Raw genomic sequence first — 19,152 nt, 5'->3', positions numbered from 1 at the left:
GACTGGGCGTGCTCACACCGCTGATGTCCGCCGCACGGCCTGGTAGGCGGTATCGGCTAGCACGAATCCGGCGAGGGTGACGCCGAAGACCGGCATGGCCCAGCCCAGTGCGACGGTTACCACGACCAGCGGCACCAGCACTCGCATCGGCAGCCTGCGCAGCAGGCGGGCCGGGATCGGAGCGGCGGTGCGGGTCGTAGGTCGGCGCAGCCACCACATCCGGTAGCCGAGCACCAGCATGACGAGTGCGCCCAGGGCGAGGGTTGCCATCGCGATCTGGTTGGCGAGGCCGAGCAGGGTGCCGCTGTGTGCCTGAATCCCCAGGGTGGTCAGCTTCGCGGGCAGTGGGTAGTCTTCCCACCCCTGCCGTGCGGTGATCTTCTCCTCGTAGGGGTCGATCGCGATGCTGGTCGCCCTGATCGGCAGCCCGTCGGAGCTTTCGTCGACCTCGTACGGCGCGGTGGTCTCGGATGGCGGCTGGATGGTGAGTTCACCCGTGAGCCCCTCCGACCGCGCGATCGCCACCGCCCTGTCGATCGAGACCGGCGCCCCCGCTGCCGCCGTGACGTCGGGAGCAGGCAGCCGGGGCCGCTTGCCGTCCAGCGCGGTCACCACGGCGTCGACCCGTTCACCGGCGTAGTTCGACCAGGTCAGCCCCGTGACGCTGATCGCGAGCAGCCCCACGGTCAGCCACACGCCCAGCGCGCCGTGCCAGGACCGGACACCGGCGCGGCCGGAGCCCGAGCCGGTCGGCAGCACGACCCCGCGCAGCCCCGTTCGCTTGCGTCGCCCGCGCAGCCACAGCACAAGGCCACCCAGGACCAGGATCGGCAGCCAGCTGGCGACGAACTCCGAGTACAGCCTGCCCGGATCACCCAGATTCAGGTTGCCGTGCAACTCCCGCAGCCACACCTGGGCGGGCGGCCGGTTGTTCACCGTGACGAGTTCGCCGGCGACCTCGCCGGTGTAGGGGTCGACGTAGACGGTCATCGACTCCGACGAGAACCGGCTGCCCGTGTCCTCGAGTCCAGGCAAGCCGGTCAGTACCACCTGGGTGGTCCGCTCAGGGTCTTCGGGAACGATCACCGAACTCAGCTTGGCGTCGGGATGCTCGTTGACGGCGGCGTCGACCTGCTCAGACAGCGGGCGGGACGACTCGGCTTGCTCGTCGACGTAGAGCACATCACCGTACAGCAGGTCGTTGATCTGCGGGGTGAACGCATAGATCATCCCGGTCAGGGCAAGCACGGTGAGAAACGGCGCCACAAGTAGTCCCGCGAGGAAATGAACCCGTCGCGCGAGCTGCCACAGCGCCGCGGTCGGGCGCAGGCTCGTCGTGCCGGATGTGGCCTCGGGGGTGCTTGGTGGTGGCGCGTCGGTTGTATCGGTCGTGGTCATGGAAACTCCAGAAAGCAGGGAAGGAATACGGGAACGCGCACGAGTACCGGCACCGCGCGGTGGCGATGTCGGTGGTTCGGGCGCTGCGGGGAGTCAGGCCACGACGGGTGGGCCACGCCGCAAGATCGGCTGGCGGGAAAGCCGGCGACGGCGCACCGGCGGGGGATGTGGTGTCGCGTGATGCGGGTCGACGACACCGCCTATGAGGATGCCCAGCAGGACGGACAGGAGACGCAGCAGGCACCGGCGGACCACCGTGACGGCGGTGCGGGCCGCGCGCCACACCCGGCGTTCACCGAGGCGCAGCCACCACCCGACCGCGGCCGCGGCTGCCAAGTGACCGGCTAGCATCGGCACGTGCTCGCCCACCGAGGCGGCGTGGTGATGCGCGGCATGACGTGTGGCAGCACCAACCAGCAAGAACGACTCGTGCGTCACCAACTGGCCAAGCAGCAACAGTGCCGCGATCCGTGGGAAACGTTGCTCCCGGCCGCACAGCAACCAAGTAGGACCGACAAGCAGCACGGCGGCGAATGCGACCCCCGCCGACGACCAGTGCCCACCGGCCGCGACGTGGCCGAGCGTTCCAGTGAACACGGCGCAGCCGACACCGCTGATCGAGCGTAGCGAGCGCGCTGGTGCTCGCTCCGGTGTCATCGGCACTCCCTGCCGTGTGGTGCCATCTTCCACGTCACATTTCGGCTTTCCGAAAGTGGTGTTTCGGCTAAACTGTAGCGCGAGCCAGTCGCACCCGGAGACGGGTCAGGGAATCCGGTCGGAAGCCGGAGCTGACGCGCAGCGGTAGGGGTGACGGGCGAGGACTGAACACGCGCTCAAGGGGGGCCTACCCGACAGGGACCGGCACGATCGGACGCACGAGCGTCGTACCACCCAGTCAGCAAGGTCAGCAGGGCCCACACCGCGGCCAGCAGGGCGGCGACCGCCAGCAGGTACCAGGGCCATGGGCCAAGGAGGTCCAGCGCGGACACCGTGTCGGATTTGCGATTGAGGAAGCCGTAGTTGGTGTCCATCGTGAAGTTGAAGGTCATCGCTACCGCGGCCCAGGCCGCTGTGACCGCGAGCGTGGTCCGGTAACTCCGCCAGTCGGTGCGCATGCCACGGCCCCAGGTGAGGTAGAGCGCGGCCCAGATGACCAGCAGGTGGCTTCCCCAGAAGAACAAGAAGTTGACGTGCGGGAAGTCAGGACCGGTCAACGCCGGTGAGATCAATGCCTGGGTACTGAGCACCAGCCCCCAGTAGTAGGTGAGCGCGTAGGCCCACTGGCGGTGGAAGAACAGCGCGTAGGCGGCGACCAGCGGTACGAGGTCGGACAGGTGCAGTGGCACGGAGCGTTCGATGCTCGCCGGAAACATCTCGTAGAGCAGGTCCGCGAGCGTGAGAGCGAAGATCGTCACCGCGAACATCCGGCTGAAGCGCCGTGCGTGCGCTGTGCTGCGATGCCTGCGGCCTACGTAGACCACCAGCGCCGCACCAGCCGCGAACACCACCAGCACCAGCCAGTGCGACAGGCCATAGGCGCTGAATTCCCGCTCGGTTGCGACCAGTGCCACACCTCGGACTCTAACGTCGGATCGCACGCCGTACGCGGACGCGCCACTCCGTGAGGAGTGGTCACGACGAGGTTGCCAGGATGTCGGCGGCGGCGCGCTGGCCTGACTCGACGGCACCGTCGATATAACCCGCCCAGCGGGTGGCGGTCTCGGTCCCGGCCCAGTGCAGCGTGCCGACGGGTGTGCGTAGCCAGCGGCCGAAGCGGGTCAGGGTCATCGGCGTGGCGAAGGCGCCATAGCAGCCGCGGGTGTAGTCCTCGGCGGCCCAGTCCTGTTCGATGTAGTGGACGGGGCTGCGGGCACGGGGGCCGAAGTAGCCGGCCAGGTCGTCGAGGACGGCCTCGCGGCGCTTCTCGGGATCCATCCGGGCGGCGACCTGGGCGTGGCGGCCTTCGAGGAAGCCGACCAGTACGGCGGGACTGCCGTCGGGTGGGCCGCCGTCGAACACGGTGCCCAACGTTCGCCGGTCGCTGTTGGCCTGCCCGGACATGCCGTCGGCGCGCCAGAACGGCTCGTCGTAGACCGCGTTGACCTTGATCGTCCAGCCCATCGGCATGCGTTGTAGCAACTGGGCACGTTCGGCCGGCAGTCCCGGCTCGAACTGGATCCGCGAAGCCAGCGGGGGAGGCACGGCCACAACGACGTGCTTCGCGCGCCACTGCCGCCTGCCCGCGCGGACGGACACGCTGTCGGTGTTCCAGCTGATCCGCGACACCGGCGTGCCGAGTACTAGCCGGTTACCGAGCTCGGCGGCCATGACCTCGGCAATGCCCTGAGCACCGCCGACGACCCTGTCCTGCTGCGCGCCACCAGTGGTGTTGATGAGTGAGTCGACACCAGCCCCGGAGTGGATGTAGAAGTGCGCCCAGAGCGCGGACATCTCCTCGGGGTCGACGCACCAGACGGCTTCGGTGATGAGCCGGAAGAACGCGCGGCCTGCGGCGGTGTAGGTGTGCCTGCGCAGCCAGGTGGCGAACGTCTGCCCGTCCAGCCGCGCCGCGCCGGGCGCCCGCCACGGTGCGGCGAGCGGCACCCGGCGCGCAGCCCTGTCCAGTCGTGCCTGTGCCTGTCCGATGTCGGCCAGCACCAGCGGGTTCAGCCGGGGCACGCGGCCTTGGTAGTGCAGCGTGCGCCCGCCGAGCTCGGCCAGACGGGTGCCGGTGTCGTGGGTCGGGTAGGTGCTCATACCGAGCTCGGCGAGCAGACCGAGCACCCGATCCTGGCCAGGGCCCACCCACTGGCCGCCGACCTCCACGATCTGGTCGGTGCCCGGTATCCCGGCGTTGAGCAGGCGGCCGCCCACTCGGTCCCTGGCCTCAACGACCACGACGTTCTTTCCAGCTGCCACGAGCGTGCGGGCCGCCGCCAGCCCCGCGACACCTGCTCCTACGACAACGACATCGGCCAATCTCATGCACCTCGGATCTCACATACAAGGTGTATGCAATACGCCTAGCGTGCGCGCAGTCAAGGGAAGGCGAGACGAATTCGCAAAACGACGCGTGTGGCAACGACGTCACCGACTGACTTGCTCATCGGCGGCGGCGCGGCTAGTTGGCTACGGGCTCCATCAGCGCCGATGTCATCAGCGGCAGGATCTCGGTGACGAGCCGGTCGGCGGGTCCGCTGCCGCCCTCGAAGAGGCCGCGCTCGATGGCGGCGTCATACAGCGAGATGACGACCAGCGCGGCGTCCCTCGGCTGGACCAGCAGCCGCATTCCGATGCGGCCGAGCATGTTCGTCAGTACGTTCGCCAGATCGTCGATCAGGCGCTGCTGCACCCGCTCGGTCTGCGCGCGCAGCTCTGGCTGGCGTAGCGCTTGTGCCCGGAACTCGGCGTTGAGCAGGTACCAGTTCTCGTCGACGGCCAGCTGGTCCGAGAACGGCATGCTCGCTCGCACGACGGCGTTGAGCACGCTGTCTGGCCGTTCGGGACCGAACGTGGCGAGTGCCTCGTTCACGGACTGCTCGAGCTGCTCGAGCCGGAACTGGACCTGCTCCTCGAGGACCGCGAGGAAGAGGTCCTCCTTGCTGTCGAAATTGGAGTAGAACGCGCCGCGGGTGAACCCGGCACGGTCGCAGATCAGCTCCACTGGCGTGTCGCGGATGCCGTGCTCGGTGAACACCTCCAGGGCGGCGTCGAGAAGTCGTCGCCGGGTCACCGCACGTCGTCGGGTCGCTGGTTGCTGACTGTTGGTGTCGTCCGTCATCGCGGCCTCAGCTTGTCATACCGGTCGTTCGCCGAGTGATTCGGTACACAGTGTATTGAATACACGATGTATCGCGATACAGACTGTATCGACTTTGCCATCAGGGATCGACAAGGAGCCGATACGTGTCGTCGTTCCTCTACCGGCTCGGCCGGTCGGCCGCCAGGCACAGGGTGCTCGTACTGCTCAGCTGGATCGTGCTGCTCACCGCCGCTGGCGGTGGTGCCGCGCTGTTCAACCACGGCACGGACGACAGCTTCGAGATTCCCGGCTCCGAGTCACAACAGGCACTCGACTACCTGGACCGAGTCTTTCCCGAGGTGAGTGGGACGTCGGCGCAGCTGGTCGTGGTCGTCCCTGAGGGCGAGCGCGTCGAGACTCCCGCGATCACGTCGGCGACCGCCGACGCGGTGACCGAGCTTGAGCGTCTCGACCAGGTCGTCATGGTGCTCAACCCGTTCAGCGACGATGTCACCGGCGCGCTGTCGTCCGACCACCGTGCCGCCATGGTCTCGGTGCTGCTCGAGGTGGACCTGCTCAACGTCTCTGAGGAGACCAAGGCGGGCATCACCAGCATCGCCGAGGACTACGAACGCGCGATCGGTGGCGGCGTGGAGGTGTACGCGGGCGGCGACGCGCTCTCCGACCGGGTGCCCGGGCTCTCCATTGTGGAGGCCGCGGGCCTTGGCATCGCACTGGTCGTGCTGCTCGTGGTGTTCCGGTCATTCCTGGCCGCGGGCATGCCGCTGCTGACCGCGGTCATCGGGGTCGGCGTCTCGATCGGCCTGATCATGCTCGCGACGATCCTGGTTCCGATCTCGTCCACGGCACCGATGCTCGCGGTGATGCTCGGGCTTGCCGTCGGCATCGACTATGCGCTGTTCCTGCTCGCACGGCACCGCGACCAGCTCGCCGACGGGATCGGCGTCGAGGAATCAATCGCGCGGGCTACGGCGACAGCGGGATCCGCGGTGATCTTCGCCGGGCTGACGGTGGTGATCGCCCTGCTCGGGCTGGCTGTTGCCGGTATCCCGTTCCTGACCACCATGGGTGTCGCCGCGGCGGCCGCGGTGACGGTCGCCGTCATTGTCGCGGTCACGCTGATTCCCGCTTCGCTGGCGTTCGCGGGGGACCGGATGCGGCCCAAGCGCCGGCGCCGTGCTGGCCGGGAACGCGCCGGATTCAGCAGGCGCTGGATTCGCATCGTCACCCGGATCCCGGCACTGACCGTGGTGATCGTCGTGGCCGGGCTGGCCGTAGCCGCCATACCCGCCACCGACCTGCGGCTCGCACTGCCCGACAACGGAACCGAACCACAGGGCAACCCAGCCCGCGACACCTACGACGTGATCACCGAGCGGTTCGGGCCCGGTTACAACGGCCCGCTGCTCGTGACCGTTGACGTGCTCGACAGCAACGACCCGGTCGGTGTCACGAACGAGATCGCCGACGAGATCCGGGACATCGAGGGTGTGGCGCTGGTACCGGTGGCCACGCCCAACCGGAAGGGTGAGGTGTCGGTGATCCAGGTCGTGCCCACGACGGCACCGGACTCGCCGGGGACCGAGGAACTGGTCGCCACACTGCGTGCCACAGCACCACACTTCCTCGAAACCTACGGAACAGCCACGGCCGTCACCGGCATCACCGCGGCAGGCATCGACGTCTCGGCGCAGCTCGGTGACGCGCTCGTCCCGTTCGGCATTCTCGTCATCGGGCTGTCGCTGGTGCTGCTGGCGATGGTGTTCCGCTCGATCTGGGTGCCGATCAAGGCCACCGCGGGATACCTGCTGTCGGTCGGTGCGGCGTTCGGCGCCACGTCGTTCGTGTTCCAGCAGGGACATTTCGCCGACGCCTTGGACATCACCCGCACCGGCAGCGTGATCAGTTTCCTGCCGATCATCCTGATGGGGGTGCTGTTCGGCCTCGCGATGGACTACGAGGTGTTCCTGGTTTCCCGGATCCGGGAGGACTACGTGCATGGCGGGGACCCGCACCGCGCCATCGAGACCGGGTTCGTCGCGACATCCCGGGTGGTCGTCGCGGCGGCGCTGATCATGTTCGCCGTGTTCGCGGCGTTCGTGCCCGAAGGCAGCTCGACGATCAAACCGATCGCGTTCAGCCTCGCCGTCGGCGTGTTCGTCGACGCGTTCCTCGTGCGAATGACACTGGTACCCGCGATCCTCGCGATGCTCGGTCACCGGGCATGGGGGTTGTCGCCCAAGCTCGACCGCAGGCTGCCGGTCTTCGACGCGGAGGGCGACGCCCTGATGCGCGAGCTGCGGCTGGCTGACTGGCCGTCGCCGGACTCCACCGAGGTCGTCAGTGCGGCGAACCTGACGCTGACCGACGACCGGGACCACACCGTGTACCGGGATGTGGAGATTCATCTGCGAACCGGCGAGACGCTCGTGCTGCATGGCCCCGGAACCGTTGGCAAGAGTGCCTTGCTGTTCAGCATCGCCGGGCGCGTGCCGCGACTGAACGGTGATCTGAAGGTGCTCGGCCACGTTCTGCCGCAGCACACACACGCGCTGCGGAGCCAGGTCGCGGTCATCTCCAGCACGGAGAGCACCAGCCCGGCAGCGGAGGCCGCCACCGCCGTGGACGACGGGATCGAGCTGATCCTCATCGATGATGCCGACCTCGTGCTGCACCCCGGGCAGCGCGCCGAGCTGTGCCGGCTGCTCGACTACGCGACCCGCACCGAGCGCGCCACAGTCGTGCTCACCTGCCAGGACCCGGCTCGGATCCAGGACCTGCTTCCGTCGTCCGGCGTGACCACTCTTGCCCTGACACCGCAACTACTCGAGGCCAGCTGATGTTGAAGCCGTTCGCCAACACCGCCCGTGCCACCGCGTCCGGACCTCTGACGTGGCGGACCTGGACAGGGCTCGTCGTCGTCCCCGCGCTCATCGTCGCCCTGCTCAGCTGGGCGTACTGGTCGCCGCAGGCCGACCACGGGACCGCGACGGCCGCGGTCGTCAACCTCGATGAGCCGGTCACCGTCGACGGCCAGCTGGTCCCGCTGGGCAGGGAACTGGCCGCACACCTCACCCACCGTGCGGACTCCGCGTACCAGTGGGTGCTCACCAGCGCCGACGACGCGGAAGCCGGACTCGCCGACGGTTCCTACACCGCCGCCGTGACCATCCCGGAGAACTTCTCGGCACGCGCGACCTCGGTCGCGACCGCCGAACCACTCGAGGCGACCCAGGCCGAGGTCACGGTGCGGACCTCGGCGGCAGCCGGTGTGATCGACCCTGAAGCAAGCAGGCAGGTCGCCGAAGCCACCCAGCGGACGCTGAACAAGCAGGTGGTCGAGACCTACCTCGGCAACATCTACATCGCGTTCGGCACGATCCACGACAAGATCGCCGAAGCGGCCGATGGTGCTGGTGAGCTGGCCGATGGTGCTGGTGAGCTCTTCGCGGGCACGCGGGAGCTGGCTGATGGTGCCGACAAGCTCGCCACGGGGGCAGACGAACTGTCTACCGGTGCCGACGAGCTGGACGAGGGGGCCCGCGAGCTCGCGGCGGGTGCGGCGGAGCTCGCGGACGGCACGACACGGCTCGCTGACGGCTCGGCCGAGCTGTCGAGCGGGCTGACCCAGGCTGAGCGGGACACCGCTCGGCTGCCCGAGCTCACCCGGCGCCTCGCCGAAGGCGCGCGGCAGGTCGCCAAGGGCAACGAACGGATCGCCGATGTCGTGGTTCCGCTGGCTAACCGGATCATCACGGCCATCGACGCCCTTCCGTCGGCCACGTCGGCCGCTGAGGAGTTCCAGCGACTGGCCGACGAGTGCGAATCCGACGGTGAGACCGGGTTCTGCGATCGGCTCCGCGACGCGGCCGACCGGTTCGCGACCGAAGCCGAGAAGATCGACTCCGTGCGGGAGTCCGTCCGGCAGTCGGTGGTCGAGACCCGGGACTCGGTCACCGCGCTCGCCGAAGGCGCCCGCAAGGTCGCCGACGGCAACGCCAGGCTCGCGGACTCCGCCGATGAGCTCGTGGCGGGCATCGCCGACGCGGCGCAGGGTGCTCGCAGACTGGACGACGGCGTGCAGCGAGTCAACGACGGAGCACACGAGCTGGCTGATGGGTCGAGCAGGCTCGCCGAGGGCACCGGCGAACTCAGTAACGGCGCCGATGAACTCAGCGGCGGTGCCAGCGAGCTCCGTGACGGTACGGGCAAGGTTCGCGACGGTGCCGGCGAGCTCCACAATGGAGCCGAAGAGCTGGCGGCCGGTCTCGCCGGCGGCAAGGACGAGATCCCCACCTACACCGACGACGAACGAGACCACCTGAAAACGGTCGCGGCGACCCCGTCGACCGCGCACGGGTCCGGGATCGACATCGGTCGGTCGGCCATCGCGTTGTTCGTGGCGCTGGCGCTGTGGGCCGGTGCGCTGGCGACCTATCTGATCACTCGCGCCGTGCCCTCGGCGGTGCTCACCTCGCGCGAGCCGACCTGGCGGATCATCGTCCGTGCCGCGATGCCCGGCGCGACAGCCGCGGTGCTGGCGGCACTGGGGCTGAGCCTCGTCCTCGTGCCGTTCCTCGACCTCGGGCTCGGCCGATGGCTGGCGTTCCTCGGCGTGACGCTGCTGGCCGCGTGTGCGTTCGTCGCGCTCAACCAGGCGGCAACCGCCATCTTCAAGCGGCCGGGACGGCTGGCGTCGCTGGCGGTGCTTGTGTTGACCGCTGCCACCGGGGTCGTATCGACCATCCCCGGTCCGCTGTACGCGATCTCCGGTGTGCTGCCGACGCACGGTGCCGTGCTCGCGCTGCGCGCGATCGTGACCGGGGCCGGCGGCGTGACCACCGGTGTCATCCAACTTGCGGTGTGGCTTGCCATCGGTACCCTCGCCACCATCGTCGTCACCGACCGACGCCGGTTCCTGACCGGCAAGCAGCTGCGCAGCGGATCGTTCCTGCCCGCGGCCACATAGTCCGTCCGCCACCCAGCGCGTCAGTGTGACGTCAGGAGCTTCATCTCCTAAAGATTTACTATGACATAACCCATAGAGCGCCGAATGGCACAGTGGTCGCTGACCGTGCCAATCACCACACAACCACAAGAAGCACAGACGTGAAGGCACGACGGTCAATGTGGATCATGAGACGTTGTGGTCGTCATAGCAGCCACATCGCCTCAAGATCCACTCGGTATCGTGCGGAGCTCGCGGATCTGCTTGGCGCAGGCTGCGACGATGGTGCGAGTGAAGCCGCGGACGTCGCGAGCGGCGTCCGGTGGTTCGGCGACGATGTGGTGCACGATGCCCTCGGCGAGAAGGTCGGGCGCTGTGATGTGTTGCCGGGTGGCCATCTCAGCGGCGTGGTCGGTGTCGCGGTGGACGATCGCGCTGGCTCCCTCGAGGGGCAGGGCTGATAGCCAGGCGTGTTCGGCGGCGATGACGCGGTCGGTGGGGAGTAGCGCGAGTGCCGCGCCGCCGCATCCTTGGCCCAGGAGCACGGAGACGGTGGGGACGGTGAGCGCGGTGATCGTGGCGACGCACTGTGCGATCTCTCCGGCGAGTGCGCCTTCCTCAGCGGCGGGGGAGAGGTCGGCGCCTGGGGTGTCGATGATCGCGACCAGGGGGAGCCGGAGGTCTTCGGCGAGCCGCATGCCCCGTTGCGCTTGTCGCATCGCAGCAGGACCGAGGGGAGTGTGTCGCTGGTGGTGGCGGTCGTGTCCGATGAGGACACAGTGGATGCCGTGCAGGGAGGCCAGGGCGAGCACGAGTCCGTCGTCGCGGTCGCCCGCGCCGGTGCCGCGCAGGCGGAGGACGTCGTCGGTGGCGTTGCGGAGCAGGTCGGTGACCCCGGGTCGGTCGTCGCGGCGTGTGCGTCGCACCGAGTCCCACGGGGTAGCGAGGTGCTCGCGTGGCGATGACGCCGATGGCGGAGGATCGGTCGTGTCACCGGATTCCGGCGACGTGAGAAGCCGGAGTGCGCGGGTCGCGAGCGCCGCGAGTTCGTCAATGGCGACGACGGCGTCGATGATGCCGTTGTCCGCTAGGTTCTCGGCGGTCTGCACACCCGGTGGAAACGGTGTGCCGTGCAGGGCTTCGTACACGCGGGGACCGAGGAACCCGATCAGCGCGCCCGGTTCGGCCACGGTGATGTGGCCGAGCGAGCCCCAGGAGGCGAACACGCCACCGGTCGTGGGGTCGCGCAGATAGACGAGGTAGGGCAGGCCCGCGGCTTTGTGAGCGAGGATCGCGCGGGTGATGCTCACCATCCGCACGAACGCGGGCGTGCCCTCCTGCATCCGGGTGCCGCCAGAGCGGGGTGCTGCGAGCAGCGGAAGGCGCCGTTCGGTCGCGCGGTTCACCGCGGCGACAATGCGTCGTGCGGTGGCGCGACCGATGGATCCGCCGAGGAACTCGAACTCGCTGACGATGAGTGCGACGTCGCGCCCGCCGATGGTCGCGCATCCGGTGACGACGGCTTCGTCGGTGCCAGCGCGCTCGCTTGCTTTCCGCAACGCACTCGCGTAGTCCGCGTCGTGGCCGCTGACGTCGACGGGGGCGTCCCACGATTCGAAGCTGTCGGTGTCGACGACGCGCTCGATCAGGCGGTGTGCGCCAATCCGGTCGGTCACGACGCCTCCTTCCTGGTCAGCCACTCGAGCAATGGCGGGGTGGCGTGCCGACTACCGAGGAGCCGCACAAGGTGACAGTGCGCCGACCGTAGCGGACAACACGTACGGTATCGACTCAGCGAGCATGCGGCTCGTACTCGGCTCGCGAATACCGAGAACCGCGCTTGAGGAGGGAAAATGTCGCAGCGGCTACTGCTTTGACGCGCGACGGGTCAGGGCACGAGGACCATACCGACGCCGAGCACGGCAAGGTCAGCCTTGTGGAACGCGCGGAGCCGGAACGTGATGCGCTGCCCGACGCCGCTCATGGCGCCCTCGCGCACGTTGGACACGTCGCCGGGTGAGCCGAAGTGGTCGCCGCCCGCCGCGCGCCACGGGGTGAGGGCGCCATCGACGCGCACGATGTCAATCGCGGCCGCGTTGTCGCGGTCGAAGTCGCTGAAAGAGTCGATCACCGTGATCTGACACCACGCGTAGAAGGTGCGCCGGTAACCGAGGTTGACGGTGGCGGTCTCGCCGCCAGCACCGCTGGCCGACGCCAGGTTGACTGTGAATGCTTGCATGGCGTGCTCCGGTTCATTCGGCTGATGGTGCTTCGACCTCGATGAGTTGACGAAGGTGAGGATCGACAACGAGCCGGTACCCCCTGCGGGGACGAGGATGGTCGGCAACTTCGAGAACGGCGACGTCGATGTCGGGGTTCTCCGGCATCGCGGCGGCGAGCACCTCCTCGTCGGTGAGCGTGGCTGTGTCCTGCTCACCGGCGATGACCTCGCTGTGTACTCCGATGACCGCACCATCGCGGGTGTCGTAAAGCACGTAGGACGGCATCAGTCGACTCCTTCATCGAGGACGAGCACCAGCGCGTAGCCACCGATCTCAAGATCGGCGACGTGCCCGGCGACGAGCCGGAACATGACCGTGCGCCCGTAACCGGTATACGTCGGCTGGTGCGGGTTCGCGGGCGAGCTCGGCGAGCCGAAGTGGTCGCCGCCTGCCGCTCGCCACCCGGTGCGCGTTCCGTCGACCTCGAACACGTCGACGAAGCACATGTTGTCGCGGTCAAGGTCGATCTGGGCGTCCAGCACGGTGATGATGCCCCAGGCGAGGAAGTTCCGTGGCCGTCCCAGATCGATGGTGACGGTGTCGGTGCCCCCGGTGACGCTGACCGCCCACAGCGGGTAGGCGATGAACGGCCCGTCGCGACGCACCACGGGTGCGTAGAGACTCTTCACGCCTCGGATGTCGACTTCTTTCGGCGTGTCCCAGCTGTCGTGGTAGTAGGGATACATTGTCGAGTTCTTGACCGACGAGTGCCGCAAGCCGATCGCGTGCCCGATCTCGTGGGCCGCGGTGGCTTCGATGCTGAGGTCGCTCCAGTCCTCGTGGTCGTCGAACTCGATGAGACCGTTGGTGGGGTAGAACCCGCGAGCGTAGGTGTTGTAGTCCTTCGACCCGCCCTTGTCGAACGGGTAGTCATCCTCCGACGGGGAGCGGAAGTCGAACTCCAGGTGCGACGGTGCGCCGGTGGTGCGGGTGAAGCTCAACGTGCTGACATCAGCCCAGGCCTGCATCGCCGACCGGATCTCTGACCACTCGTTGATGACATCGGACGTCCCGTCGAGCTGCCGGTAGGTCAGCGCGACGTCGTCCCAGTGGTTGGCGCTGAAGACGATGGGGTCCTCCTCCGATGTCCCACCGGGTCCAGACACCGCTTCGCCGAATCCGCTCGCCACGGCGCGATTCTCCGGCTGTTTCTCGTCGGCGGTGGTGATGTCGGGGACGGCGCAGCGCGGCAGGTGCATCAGACGCAGCACGTCTATGCTCAGCGCACCGGTGGCGCTGAGGTCGAAGGCGCGTTGGAAGCGCAGCAACGCGCCCGTCACGTGGCTACAGATCTCGGTGGGCAGGCAGTCGCACTCTTCCCACAGGTAACCGAAGTGGCGCAGGAACGTTCGCACCGACGCGACGAACGGATGACTCTCGCCGGGCCGCAGCAGCTCGTCGGACTGTTCGGCCCTCTCGACGGGGATCAGTGGTGGCCGCAGCGTGATGTGTTCCTGCCTGCCGCGAACCGAGATCATCGTGGCGTAGGGCCGGTGGTTCTCGATCCGGACGATCGCCACATGGTCACCGAGCGGGACGTCGGTCAGGGTGTGCTCCGCCGCGGTCAGCGACCAGCGGCGTTCGAGATCGCGAGCGGACGTCTTCGCCGCGCGGTGGACGTGCAGCAACGTAATCTCGACCGGACAGGAGGCGAGCCGCCGTCCGGCGTCCGCGAGCTCGACCGTCGCCATGACGCGTTGGCGAGGTGCCGTCTGCCGCCTATCGGGCACCCGCCGCTGCTCGTCCTGCTCCCAGTCCACCTGTCCCGTCCGCGCGGTGTCGCCCGGCGGGTTGATATCGAGGCGCATGCGCCTGACCTGGCCTGCCGCAGACATCTGAAGCCCTTCGACGTCGTCGCAGCACGGTGCTGTTGATCCGACACTCAGCGTGAACCTGCCTGAGCGATTCGGTCAATCGGACGGAAACAGTCATCACCGGTATGGGTCAGCCATAGTGATGACGTGATCTCACTCGACGCGCCGGATCATCGGCAGCCGGGATCGGGTGAGTAGCCAGGCGAGGATGGCGGCGAACAGTGGCACGGCGACCGCGATCCCGGCGAGTGTCGTCCACGGGACGGCCAGGTACGGCGAGCCGATCGCCACGTGTGCGGTGTAGCCGTACAGCGAGCCGACGCCGATGCCGAGCAGACAGCCGAGCTCGCCGATCAGCCACGCCTGGGCCGCGGCGAGCCGGCGCCTGCGGCCGGGCTGGGCGCCGACCGCCGCCAGCGTGGCGAGGTTCGCGCGGCCCTCGGCGGCCGAGAGCGCGATGGAGATACCGGTGCCGAGCAGCGTCACTACACCCGCGGCACCGAGTACGATCAGCATCGCCATGTTGCCGTAGTCCTCGAAACCGCGTTCCACGCGTAGCGCGTCATCGTATCCGGTGATGCGGGCCGCCGCCGCCAGTTCATCGCCGGTCGGTTCCCGGCTCAGCGCGAAGGTGATGGTGTCGATCCGGACGTCGCCGAGCCGCCGGGCGGTCTCCGGGCTGATCAATGGGGAGGTCGTCAGTTCCGTTCGCGGCAAGCCGGTGGCGACGACGGCGGGGATCCGCTGTCGCTTCCGTGGTGCCGCCTCTGGAGCCAGGTCGACGCGTACTGTGCCGTCGCGAATCGAGTCGGCCGATGCCACCACCACGTTCCCGGCCCGGAGTGCGGCGGTCTCGTCCCTGGCGGCGTCACCGGCCAATCTCCCCAGCATCGCCGGGTCGATCACGCGAACCGGGTCGGCGCTCATGCACCCGACTCCGCAGCCGCCGGGGGTCGTGACTTGGGCACCTGGCAGCTGCTCCTCAGAGATCGTGGCAGAGCCGGGCGTCGCGGGCCGGAACAGCGCGCCGCTCTGGAATGTTCGCTCCACCGGCAGCTCCGCCGTCAGCCGGTCGAGCAGGTCCGTGCTGTAGGTCGGGGCCGGCTGGTATGGGTCGTCGGCCGGGGACTTGACGGGCAGCACCGCGTCGCCGTGCCGGGTCACCGGGACATAGTGCCGCTTGTCGTCGGCGAGTTGGTTGGCGAGCGCGTACGACATCGCGACCGACGCCGCCACCGCCATCATGATCGCCGCGGCGGCAGGGCCGGTGCGGTGCCGGTGCCGCCCGGCGTCGCGCAGTGCCAACCGGACCGACAGCGGCATCGCTGCACCGATCCTGGCGACGGTGGCGACCAGCCGGGGCAGAATCCACACCAGCCCGGCGACCACCAACGTGATGCCGAGCAGCACGAGGGCGATCGGTCCGGTTGGCGTCACCCCGGACCCGGACCCGGACCCATTGGGGTAGCGCGCCGTCTGAGCCGCGAACTCGGAGCCGAGCAGGGCCGACCCGGCGGCTACGGCGGCGATCCCAGCGGCCACGAGGAGCACGCCCCAGAGGGGGATTCGGGTGCGCAGGCTCTCGGCGTGGAACCGGGCGTTGAGCGCGGCCACCACCGGCATCCGGTACGCCGTACGCGCCGGGACAATCGCCGCCCCCAGCCCGGCCACGATCCCGATCGCCACCACCGCGAGGATCACCACGATAGGGAAGTCCCAGCCGGTGATCGCCATGTCGGTGGCCCGCTCCCACAGCGGCCGCCCCGCGACGGCGACACCGGCCCCTGCCACGGCCCCTGCCACGCTGCCGACGGCGCCGAGCACCAATCCCTGCGCGAGCACGATCCGGCGGACGTCGCGCGCGGTTCCGCCTTGCGCGCCGACGAGTCCGAGCTCGCGCACCTGCCTGCGGGCACCGACCGCGAACGCCGCACCGGCGAGCAGCACGATCTCCAGTACCCCGAAGCCGACGAACAACGCCAGCAGCGCGACCATCTGTGGTTGTTCCCAGCCGCTCGCGGAGTCAGATGGCGGGTCGACGACCGTCGCCCTCGGCGTGAGCACAACACCGGTGCGCGCCAGCGAGCGCTGGAGTGCCGCCACGTCGGCGTCGGCGGGCAGGTCCGCGAGGTAGCGCTGCGGCTCCTGCCCGTTGGCGAACAGCTGCGAGCCGGGCGGTGCCCAGATGATCCGGTAGCCGATACCCCTGATCGGTGAGGCGATCCCGGTGACGGTGTAGCGCTGTCCGTCCGTTGTGGTCAGTGCGGCTCCGGCCTTGAGATCTTCGCCGGACCAGCCGTAGCGGGTCGCGAGCGGGTCACTGACGGCGACCTCGCCCGGCTCGGCGGGCATCCGTCCCGCCTCCAGCCGGAACCGGCCGTCGTTCAGCGGAAGCGTCCCGTCGAGGAGCCGGACGTCGTAGGTTGCCCGCACCCCGTCGACCGTCACCGATGCCGACGTCTCGGCCACCGGGGTGACGGTCGTGCCTGCCGGAAGGAGCGACGGCACATCGACGTCGTCCGTTGGTCTGGTAGGGGTCTTCTCCGACCGCGGCTGCCAGCTCAGCTCGCTACCCCACACATGGGGTTCGAGCCGCACCGACGAGTACTCGGTGACCTGGACAGCGGCGTCGGCGGTGCCCATTTCGATGTCGGCGAGTCGCTCGCCGCTCGGGTTGGTGGTGCGTAGCAGGATGGCCAGGAACACCGCCGCCGCGACGGGCACGCCGATCAGTGCGGCAATGAGCACTGTGCGGCCCGGGGAGCGGCGTGCCGTCCGCCACGCGATCCACAGTGCCGTCCGCCAGCCGGTCATGACTCGTCCAGCAGGGTCTCGATGCTAGGGGTAGGACCGGACTCGTCGACAAGCACACCGTCGCGCAAGAACACGATCCGGTCGGCCCATGCTGCGTGCCGGGCTTCGTGGGTCACCAGCATTCCGGCGACGCCGTGCGAGTCGCAGCGGTCCCGCAGCAACCGCAGCACCGTGTCCCCTGTCTCCGAGTCAAGCGCTCCGGTGGGTTCGTCGGCCAGCAGCACTCGGCGGTCGCCGACGATCGCCCGTGCGATCGCCACCCGCTGCTGCTGGCCGCCGGACATGTCGTCCGGGAATCGCTCGGCCAGCTTCCCGATACCTGTTTCGTCGAGGGCATCGGCGGCCATCCGTCGCGCCGTGCGGGCACGGATGCCGTCAAGCTCGAGCGGCAGGGCGACGTTTTCCACCGCGGTCAGTGCGGGAATCAGGTTCAGGTCCTGGAAGACATAGCCGATCCGCCGCCGCCGGAGTTCGGCGACAGCACTTCGGCTCAGCGCGGTGATGTCGACGCCGCCGACAAGCACCGCGCCGCTCGTCGGCAGGTCAAGGCCACCCGCGCAGGTGAGCAGCGTGGACTTCCCTGACCCTGACGGCCCCATCACCGCGACGAGCTCACCAGCTTGAATCGTGAGGCTCACGCCGCGCAGCGCGTGCGCGGCCGTTTCCCCTTCGCCGAACGTTCGAGTCAGCGCGCGGAGATCGACATAGGCTCCGGTGGCGGTCCCGGCAGGGTGCGGACTCGGCGCGGTGGCTGTCATCGAGGTGCTCCAATCGCGTCGGGTCCGGCCAGGCCCGCGGGGTCGGATGTACCCGTGCTGCCGCCCGCTGGTTTCCGGGCAACGCGGACCAGCATGGCCTCGCAGTGATCGAGCCAGCGGATCTCTGCCTCGGCCGCGAAAATCATCGACTCCACGACGAGCAGCCAGGACACGTCGTCCGCGGCGGCGTTGCGCTTGAGGGTGGTCAACTCCTGCAGCGATCGCATCGTCGTGGTGCGCTGGCGTTGGATGATGGCGCGGACGTCGATCCCTGGCACAGCGACCGCCAGCGCCAGCTTGATCGCCAGCTCGTCGCGCGGCCGGTCACGGCGGGCGACCGGGGTGTCGAACCAGCCGTGCAGCTCCGCCCGCCCGGCGTCGGTGATCCGATACCGCGACCGAGTGTCGTCGTCCTCGTCTCCCGTGGCGCCGACGGCTTCGACCAGGCCGTCCCGGTCCAGCCGGGCCAGGGTCGAGTAGACCTGGCCGATGTTGAGCGGCCAGGTGGCTCCGGTAGCCGATTCGAACTCCGCGCGCAGTTGGTACCCATACTTCGACCCGTCCTGGAGTAACGCCAGCAGGCCATGCTTCACCGACATGGATACCGAGTATGCATATCCGGTATGCAATGGTCAATGACGGGCCGCGCGTCTCGCATAGGCCGAGGTAGGTCGCCGGCGGTGCGGCCACGGAGTTGCCATTCAGATGCTGCCGTCAAGCAGGCGGTTGGCCACTACCAGGGATACGCTCGCGCTCATCGTCCGCGAGGTACGCACGGAGGAAGCGAGTGACCGAGCAGTTCACGATCAGCGCGTCAACCGCCGCGACAGTCGTCATCACCACCGTTGGCATCTACCTGGCCTTCATCATCCTGGTGCGACTCATCGGACAGCGCAGCCTCGCCAGCATGTCCAGCTTCGACCTCGGGTGCGTCATCGCTCTCGGTGCGGTGATGGGGCGGACCGTGCTGCTGGAAATACCGACGCTGGCGATCGGGGTGGTCGCGCTGGCCACCTTCTTCGTCACGCAGGGCCTGCTCGGTCTCCTCCGGCAGTGGCGCGGCATGGACCGGCTGATGAACCGGCAACCGGTGCTGCTCATGGCAGGGCCACGGCTGCTACACGACAACATGCGCAAGGCACACGTGGTTGAGGACGAGCTCCGGCAGGTGCTGCGAGGTGCCGGCATACGCCGCCTGGCGGAGGTGCAGTGCGTAATCCTGGAACGCAACGGTTCCGTCAGTGTCCTCCGCCAGGATCAGCCGGTCGACCCGTGGCTGATTGCCGACATCGACGGCGCCAAGAACCAGCTCACCGGGAATTAGCTGATTTGGCCGCGCTGCGAAGCCTGCCGCTCGGACTGACGCAGATCGCGA

At 68.6% G+C, this 19,152-nt stretch carries 15 protein-coding genes; 3 read left to right on the top strand and 12 right to left on the bottom strand.

Features of this window, described 5'->3' with window-relative positions:
• Positions 1 to 12 precede the first annotated feature (12 nt).
• The 5 genes from AMYHA_RS13790 to AMYHA_RS13770 form a co-directional block, all read right to left on the bottom strand.
• The gene (locus AMYHA_RS13790; protein WP_051399887.1) at positions 13 to 1,398 is read right to left on the bottom strand and encodes a PepSY-associated TM helix domain-containing protein; all 1,386 of its coding nucleotides are present in this window, start codon (positions 1,396 to 1,398) and stop codon (positions 13 to 15) included.
• Positions 1,399 to 1,491: 93 nt separating this feature from the next.
• Complete coding sequence (locus tag AMYHA_RS13785) at positions 1,492 to 2,055, bottom strand: hypothetical protein (RefSeq protein WP_034271565.1); 564 nt, start codon at positions 2,053 to 2,055, stop codon at positions 1,492 to 1,494.
• A 176-nt stretch (positions 2,056 to 2,231) separates the two neighbouring features.
• Positions 2,232 to 2,969, bottom strand: a complete 738-nt coding sequence (locus tag AMYHA_RS13780; protein WP_196776894.1) for a YwaF family protein — start codon at positions 2,967 to 2,969, stop codon at positions 2,232 to 2,234.
• Between the two features lie 61 nt (positions 2,970 to 3,030).
• A complete protein-coding gene (locus tag AMYHA_RS13775) occupies positions 3,031 to 4,377 on the bottom strand; it encodes a flavin monoamine oxidase family protein (RefSeq protein WP_196776893.1) in 1,347 nt (448 codons plus the stop codon).
• Positions 4,378 to 4,519: 142 nt separating this feature from the next.
• The gene (locus AMYHA_RS13770; RefSeq protein WP_034271561.1) at positions 4,520 to 5,179 is read right to left on the bottom strand and encodes a TetR/AcrR family transcriptional regulator; all 660 of its coding nucleotides are present in this window, start codon (positions 5,177 to 5,179) and stop codon (positions 4,520 to 4,522) included.
• Between the two features lie 125 nt (positions 5,180 to 5,304).
• Here AMYHA_RS13770 and AMYHA_RS13765 point away from each other — a divergent pair, with 125 nt between their 5' ends.
• Together AMYHA_RS13765 and AMYHA_RS13760 are read left to right on the top strand one after the other, a co-directional pair.
• The gene (locus AMYHA_RS13765) at positions 5,305 to 8,001 is read left to right on the top strand and encodes an MMPL family transporter (RefSeq protein ID WP_034271559.1); all 2,697 of its coding nucleotides are present in this window, start codon (positions 5,305 to 5,307) and stop codon (positions 7,999 to 8,001) included.
• Complete coding sequence (locus AMYHA_RS13760) at positions 8,001 to 10,130, top strand: YhgE/Pip domain-containing protein (RefSeq protein ID WP_034271557.1); 2,130 nt, start codon at positions 8,001 to 8,003, stop codon at positions 10,128 to 10,130. Before AMYHA_RS13765 ends, AMYHA_RS13760 begins: the two co-directional genes overlap by 1 nt.
• Before the next feature lie 203 nt (positions 10,131 to 10,333).
• On the opposite strand, the gene AMYHA_RS13755 is transcribed toward AMYHA_RS13760, so the two are convergent.
• From AMYHA_RS13755 to AMYHA_RS13725, 7 genes are all read right to left on the bottom strand, one after another.
• On the bottom strand, positions 10,334 to 11,785 hold the full coding sequence (locus AMYHA_RS13755; RefSeq protein WP_034271555.1) for a carboxyl transferase domain-containing protein: 1,452 nt from the start codon (positions 11,783 to 11,785) through the stop codon (positions 10,334 to 10,336).
• Between the two features lie 212 nt (positions 11,786 to 11,997).
• Positions 11,998 to 12,348, bottom strand: coding sequence for a hypothetical protein (locus tag AMYHA_RS13750; RefSeq protein ID WP_034271553.1), 351 nt, complete (start codon positions 12,346 to 12,348; stop codon positions 11,998 to 12,000).
• A gap of 13 nt (positions 12,349 to 12,361) precedes the next feature.
• Complete coding sequence (locus AMYHA_RS13745; RefSeq protein ID WP_034271551.1) at positions 12,362 to 12,616, bottom strand: hypothetical protein; 255 nt, start codon at positions 12,614 to 12,616, stop codon at positions 12,362 to 12,364.
• Complete coding sequence (locus AMYHA_RS13740; RefSeq protein WP_034271549.1) at positions 12,616 to 14,199, bottom strand: matrixin family metalloprotease; 1,584 nt, start codon at positions 14,197 to 14,199, stop codon at positions 12,616 to 12,618. Before AMYHA_RS13740 ends, AMYHA_RS13745 begins: the two co-directional genes overlap by 1 nt.
• A 159-nt stretch (positions 14,200 to 14,358) precedes the next feature.
• The gene (locus AMYHA_RS13735) at positions 14,359 to 17,019 is read right to left on the bottom strand and encodes an FtsX-like permease family protein (RefSeq protein WP_034271547.1); all 2,661 of its coding nucleotides are present in this window, start codon (positions 17,017 to 17,019) and stop codon (positions 14,359 to 14,361) included.
• Positions 17,016 to 17,777 (bottom strand): ABC transporter ATP-binding protein, encoded by a 762-nt coding sequence (locus AMYHA_RS13730; RefSeq protein WP_051399886.1) that lies wholly within the window; start codon positions 17,775 to 17,777, stop codon positions 17,016 to 17,018. The genes AMYHA_RS13735 and AMYHA_RS13730 overlap by 4 nt, the downstream gene beginning before the upstream one ends.
• Positions 17,774 to 18,376 carry a PadR family transcriptional regulator gene (locus AMYHA_RS13725; protein ID WP_051399885.1) on the bottom strand — a complete coding sequence of 201 codons (603 nt, stop codon included), beginning with the start codon at positions 18,374 to 18,376 and terminating at the stop codon, positions 17,774 to 17,776. Before AMYHA_RS13725 ends, AMYHA_RS13730 begins: the two co-directional genes overlap by 4 nt.
• 188 nt (positions 18,377 to 18,564) lie before the next feature.
• On the opposite strand from AMYHA_RS13725, the gene AMYHA_RS13720 reads away from it, so the two are divergent.
• The gene (locus tag AMYHA_RS13720; RefSeq protein WP_051399884.1) at positions 18,565 to 19,101 is read left to right on the top strand and encodes a DUF421 domain-containing protein; all 537 of its coding nucleotides are present in this window, start codon (positions 18,565 to 18,567) and stop codon (positions 19,099 to 19,101) included.
• Positions 19,102 to 19,152: the final 51 nt, after the last annotated feature.

It is taken from the genome of Haloechinothrix halophila YIM 93223, assembly GCF_000504245.1.
GTDB lineage: Bacteria > Actinomycetota > Actinomycetes > Mycobacteriales > Pseudonocardiaceae > Haloechinothrix_A > Haloechinothrix_A halophila.
This window is presented reverse-complemented; position numbering and strand designations above follow the sequence as displayed.